The sequence below is a fragment of the Streptomyces sp. URMC 127 genome, assembly GCF_051386535.1.
Classification (GTDB): domain Bacteria; phylum Actinomycetota; class Actinomycetes; order Streptomycetales; family Streptomycetaceae; genus Streptomyces.
Map to the genome: position 1 here is coordinate 1 of NZ_JBPQTW010000335.1, position 4,712 is coordinate 4,712.

A 4,712-nucleotide genomic window follows, 5' to 3' on the forward strand; every position below is an offset into this window, starting at 1 on the left:
GGCCAGGGGACGCGTTCGGCGGGGCAGTCCGCGGGGAGCAGGTCCAGCTGGCGGGGGCCGCCGATGATCACCTCGGCGGCGCGCAGCGCCTCCTGGGAGACGGGGGCGAGGCCGGGCCAGCCGTCGGCGCCGATGCCGACGACGGTGACGGGGGCGGGGCTCACGGGCTGTCACCTCGGCGTTCGCTGCGGGCTGGGGCAGGGGAACTCTACTGACCGCCGGTGGCGGAGCGGCGCCCGGGCACCTTGTTGCATAGGATGTGCAATTGCTAAAGAAAGGCAGGAGGTGCGCGTGGTGCGTTCGCCGGTGGTGCTGGGTATCGAGTCGTCCTGTGACGAGACCGGCGCCGGTCTGGTGCGGGACGGGAAGCTGCTGGGCCACGCGGTGGCCTCCAGCATGGACGAGCACGCGCGCTTCGGCGGCGTCGTCCCCGAGATCGCGGCCCGCGCGCACGTGCACGCCGCGGCGCCCGTGGTGCGTGCGGCGCTCGCCGACGCGGGGCTGACGATGCGGGACATCGGCGCCGTCGCCGTGACGACCGGGCCCGGGCTCTCCGGCGCGCTCCAGGTGGGCCTGGCCGCGGCGAAGGGGATCGCCTATGCCCTGGACGTGCCGCTGTACGGGGTGCACCACCTTGCGGGGCACGTGGCCGCCGACACGCTGGAGCACGGGCCGCTGCCCGATCCCTGCATGGTGCTCATCGTCTCCGGCGGGCACACGTCGCTGCTTCTCGTACGGGATCTGGCGCGCGATCCGATCCTGCACCTCGGGGACACGCTGGACGACGCGGCGGGCGAGTGCTTCGACAAGGTGGCCCGGGTCTTCGGGCTTCCCTATCCGGGCGGCCCGGCCGTCGACCGGGTGGCGCGGGAGGGCGATCCGCGGGCGGTGCCGTTCCCGCGGCCGCTCACGGGGCCGCGGCACGACCGCTACGCCTTCTCGTTCTCCGGGCTGAAGACGGCGGCCGCGCGGTGGGCGGAACAGCACCGGGCGGCGGGGCGTGCGCTGCCCGTCGCGGACGGGGCGGCGTCCTTGCAGGAGGCGGTGGCCGACGTGCTGACGCGCAAGGCGGTGGGGGCGTGCGTGGAGCACGGGGTGGGGACGCTGGTCGTCGTCGGCGGCGTCGCCGCCAACTCGCGGGTGCGGGCGCTGGCCCAGGAGCGGTGCGCCGCGGCGGGCGTCGAGCTGCGGGTGCCGCCGCTGCGGCTCTGCACGGACAACGGCGCGATGATCGCCGCGGTCGGTGACCTCCTGGCCCGCGCGGGCGCGGCCCCGGCCCCCCTGGACGTGTCGATCGACCCGTCGGCCCCCTTGGAGTACGCCACGCTCCACCCGGTCGCGCGAGGGTTGGCGGCGTAGCCGGACACCCACCGGGGCCGCCCGCGCTCCGCACTCCCGGCCCTCCGGAGAACTTCCGCCGCCGCGGCGAGCAACCACATCGGCGGCATCCGACGGTGCCGAACTCGCAGTCACCCGCCGATCACACGCCCCGGGCCCGCCGCCACGGCGAACAACCACCACGGCGGCATCCGGCGGTGCCCAACCGACAGGTCCCGGCCGCCGAATCCTTCCGCCGCCGCGGCGAGCAACCCCCACGGTCGTACCCGGCGGTGCCGAACCCACCGGTCACCCGCTGGCCGCCGACCGGTTCCGGACCCCGGCAGGGGCCGATCTTCCGCCGGCCCCCTCAATCCCGCCGCCACGGCGAGCAACCACATCGGCGGTACCCGGCGGTGCCCGACCCACAGGTCAGCCGTCGGTCACACGGCCCCGGGCCACCGGAACCCCGTCGACCGCACCACCCAGCGTCACGTACTCCCCCTCGAACCCCGTGCGGATGCACGACCCCGTGCCCTGGCTGATGTGCAGACCGCGGCGCAGCGCGGTGGTGAGGGAGATCGCCGCCGCCCCCGTCGCCTCGTCCTCGGTGATGCCGTCGCCGCGGCGCGGGAAGCCCCGGGCGCGGACGCGGCCCGCCGGCTCGTCCTGCCAGGACCAGGCGTAGAGCCAGCCGGAGCCCGGCGGCGGGGCGGGGAGGGCGTCGACGTCGGCAGGGCGGGCGTACTGCTGGAGGAGCCGGCCCGTGGCCCAGGAGGCGCGGGCGCGGATCCACGTGACGCCGTCCGCCGTCCACGACGGCACGTCGCCCGCCGGCGGGCGCAGCACGTCCGCCGGGTACCCGCACTGCCGCAGGTGCCGGGCCGCGCCCACCAGCGGATGCCCCGCGAAGGGCAGGCGCCCGCTCGGCGTGAAGATGTCGACGACCCCGCGCGCGGGGTCGTCCACGAAGACCGTCTCGCTGAAGCCGAGCTCCGCGGCCAGCCGCTGCCGGGCCGCGGAGCCGCGCACGGACCGGCCGTCGTGGACGACGCCCAGCGGGTTGCCGCCGGAGCCGTCCGGGCCGGTGAAGACCCGCAGGACGCGGACGTCCACGGGTGGCTACCAGCCCGCCGGGCGGTAGTCCTTGAGGAAGCAGCCGTACAGGTCCTCGCCCTGCTCGCCGCGCACGATCGGGTCGTAGACGCGCGCCGCGCCGTCGACGAGATCGAGGGGCGCGTGGAAGCCGGCCTCGGCGAGGCGGACCTTGTCCGGGTGGGGGCGCTCGTCGGTGATCCAGCCGGTGTCGACGCTGGTCATGAGGATGTTGTCGGTCTGGAACAGCTCCTGCGCGCTGGTGCGCGTGAGCATGTTGAGCGCGGCCTTGGCCATGTTGGTGTGCGGGTGGCCCGCGCCCTTGTAGCCGCGGCTGAAGACGCCCTCCATGGCGGAGACGTTGACCACGTACTTGCGGCGCGCGGGGGACGCGGCCATGGCCGGCCGCAGCCGGTTGACCAGCACGAAGGGGGCCGTGACGTTGCACAGCTGGACTTCGAGGAGCTCGACGGGGTCGACCTCGCCGACCGCCTGGATCCAGGTGTTCGTGGCGTCCAGGTCGGGGACGAGCCCGCCGGCGTCGATGGCGGTGCCGGCCTCGACGCGGGCCAGGGACGCGGAGCCGCTGGTGAGGGCGAGCTCGGTGAGGGCCTGCGGGGTCAGGGAGTCGTGCTTGCTGCCGGCGGGCGCGGGCAGCTCGGGCTGGGCGCCGCTGCCGAAGGCGCCGAAGACCTCGCAGGCCGGCAGCTCGCCCGCGGGCAGCGGCGCGGACTCGGCGCTGATCAGCTCGCGGTAGGCGGCCGGGGAGCGGCGTACGGTCTGGGCCGCGTTGTTGATCAGGATGTCGAGCGGGCCCTCGGCGCTGACGGAGTCGGCGAGGGCGACGACCTGCGCGGGGTCGCGCAGGTCAATGCCGACGATCTTGAGCCGGTGCAGCCAGTCCGCGCTGTCCTCCATCGCCTTGAAGCGGCGGATGGCGTCGTTGGGGAAGCGCGTGGTGACCGTGGTGTGCGCGCCGTCGCGCAGCAGCCGCAGCGCGATGTACATGCCGATCTTCGCGCGGCCGCCGGTGAGCAGGGCGCGCCGGCCGGTCAGGTCGGTGCGGGCGTCGCGGCGGGCGTGGTTCTCCGCCGCGCAGGTCTGGCAGAGCTGGTGGTAGAACGCGTCGACCTCGGTGTAGCGGGTCTTGCAGATGTAGCAGGACCGGGGGCGTTCGAGGATGCCGACGATCTTGGTGGTGGCGGTGGCGGCGAGGGGTATGCCCCGGGTCTCGTCGTCGATGCGGTCGGCGGCGCCGGTGGCCGTGGCCTCGGTGACGGCCTTGTCGTGGGCGGTCTTGGCGGCGCGGCGCTCCTGGCGGCGGCGCTGCTTGACCGTGCGGTAGATGCCGGACGTGGCGCGGCGGACGGCTATCGCGTCGGGGTGGTCGACGGGCAGGTCGTCGAGCTCCGCCAGCACGCTCAGGCAGATCGCCATGCGCTCGGGGTCGATGCCCGGCCCGTACTCCTCCGCTGCGCCTGCGCCCTCGCGGCTGTCCTCAGTGACCTCGGTGACCGTCATCGCCGCTGTTGTTTCCCGGTTCGTCTGTTCGAATCAAGCTGACAGGAAACTGTACGTAGGCGGGGGTGGTGGCACCAAACCCGCAGGCGCGGGGGCCTGTGCGCGGGCTGTGCGCGCGGCGTCCCGCGCCTCGGGCATCACATACCACTTATTGGGTCTTCCGGGTTAATTGCGACTTTGCGTGTCTATATCCGGCCTGTCTCCACAGTTACACCGGACACAATTGCCGCTCACCACCCATGAGAAAGGTTTAGCCATGTCGCGTATCGCCAAGGCTGCCGTCCTGACCGCTGCCGCCGGCGTCGCCGTCACGGGCGCTGCCGGAGTCGCGTCCGCCACCGCGGGAGCAGAAGGCGCGGCCGTCGGCTCGCCCGGTGTCATCTCCGGCAACACCATTCAGGTCCCGATTCAGATCCCGATCAACCTGTGCGGCAACACGATCGACATCATCGCCCTCCTGAATCCGACCTTCGGCAACACCTGCGTCATCGCCGACTAGTGACCCCCGCGCCCGGGCGGGACCACCGGACCCGCCCGCGCGGCAGGCGCGGGAAGGGTCACTGTCAGCCGCCGGAATCCTGACCTGCGCTTTCGTGGCGCCCATCGTGCTCTGCGCGGTGGGCGCCACGGCCGTGTCCGGCGCCGTCCTCCGGCCCGCTCTCGCCGGCAGCGCGGGGGTGCTGGGCGCCGGGGAGGTCCGGGGTCTCGACGACCGGCGGGAGGTCGGGGGTCAGGTGCGTGTGGCTTGCGGTCATCTCGTGTCTGCCTTGTCGGGGAGG

Annotated in this window: 5 protein-coding genes and 1 pseudogene; 2 read left to right on the top strand and 4 right to left on the bottom strand. The window is 74.0% G+C overall.

Translation table 11 applies throughout. From position 1 onward, the window contains the following. Positions 1–164 (bottom strand): annotated as a pseudogene (locus ACSNOH_RS33410) (cobalamin biosynthesis bifunctional protein CbiET); the annotation flags it as partial. A 130-nt stretch (positions 165–294) separates the two neighbouring features. Here ACSNOH_RS33410 and tsaD point away from each other — a divergent pair. Further along, the gene (tsaD, locus tag ACSNOH_RS33415) at positions 295–1,359 is read left to right on the top strand and encodes a tRNA (adenosine(37)-N6)-threonylcarbamoyltransferase complex transferase subunit TsaD (RefSeq protein WP_436725206.1); all 1,065 of its coding nucleotides are present in this window, start codon (positions 295–297) and stop codon (positions 1,357–1,359) included. 390 nt (positions 1,360–1,749) lie between these two features. On the opposite strand, the gene ACSNOH_RS33420 is transcribed toward tsaD, so the two are convergent. Then, positions 1,750–2,433, bottom strand: a complete 684-nt coding sequence (locus tag ACSNOH_RS33420) for a PhzF family phenazine biosynthesis protein (RefSeq protein ID WP_436725202.1) — start codon at positions 2,431–2,433, stop codon at positions 1,750–1,752. 6 nt (positions 2,434–2,439) lie between these two features. Next, entirely contained in the window at positions 2,440–3,933 is a 1,494-nt protein-coding gene (locus ACSNOH_RS33425; protein ID WP_436725203.1) for an SDR family NAD(P)-dependent oxidoreductase, read from the bottom strand. 256 nt (positions 3,934–4,189) lie between these two features. On the opposite strand from ACSNOH_RS33425, the gene ACSNOH_RS33430 reads away from it, so the two are divergent. Further along, a complete protein-coding gene (locus tag ACSNOH_RS33430) occupies positions 4,190–4,432 on the top strand; it encodes a chaplin (RefSeq protein ID WP_436725204.1) in 243 nt (80 codons plus the stop codon). Positions 4,433–4,496: 64 nt separating this feature from the next. Here ACSNOH_RS33430 and ACSNOH_RS33435 read toward each other — a convergent pair. After that, the coding region (locus ACSNOH_RS33435; protein WP_436725205.1) for a hypothetical protein at positions 4,497–4,712 on the bottom strand (216 nt) is incomplete at its 5' end.

Coding starts and splice junctions, on each gene's coding strand:
- ACSNOH_RS33425 (WP_436725203.1), bottom strand. CDS start 3,933: ATGACGGTCACCGAGGTCACTGAGGACAGCCGCGAGGGCGCAGGCGCA.
- ACSNOH_RS33430 (WP_436725204.1), top strand. CDS start 4,190: ATGTCGCGTATCGCCAAGGCTGCCGTCCTGACCGCTGCCGCCGGCGTC.